This is a genomic window from Paraburkholderia sp. SIMBA_053 (assembly GCF_046534895.1).
Taxonomy (GTDB): Bacteria; Pseudomonadota; Gammaproteobacteria; order Burkholderiales; family Burkholderiaceae; genus Paraburkholderia; species Paraburkholderia caledonica.
This window is the reverse complement of the sequence record NZ_JAWRXU010000863.1, coordinates 1-265: the sequence shown is the minus strand read 5'-3', so window position 1 is coordinate 265 and position 265 is coordinate 1. Positions and strand designations below refer to the sequence as shown.

Here is a 265-nt window from a genome sequence, read left to right as displayed (position 1 = left end):
GAACCGGACCTACCTCGAAAACGCGCTGCACGCGTACAAGAAGGGCGACCGCCACTTCGACACGATGCACGCGATCGCTGTGACCCTGACCGACCAGGACATCGCCGACATCGCCGCGTATTACTCGGTGCAGACGGCCTCTTCGAAGAATAATCCCGACAAATGACGGGCGGCGCGCGCCAGCGCGTCATCGGTTCATTCAGTTCGCGGCGCAACCAGTTTGCATGGGACGGCGGTAGGCGCTAAAGCGCAAACGTCCGTCGAC

General features: G+C 61.9%; 1 protein-coding gene. It reads left to right on the top strand.

Going from position 1 to position 265, the window contains the following annotated elements; genetic code table 11:
• Nucleotides 1-166, top strand: a 166-nt coding sequence (locus tag SB753_RS38045) for a c-type cytochrome (RefSeq protein ID WP_410805289.1), incomplete at its 5' end; no start/stop codon positions are given.
• Nucleotides 167-265 lie beyond the last annotated feature (99 nt).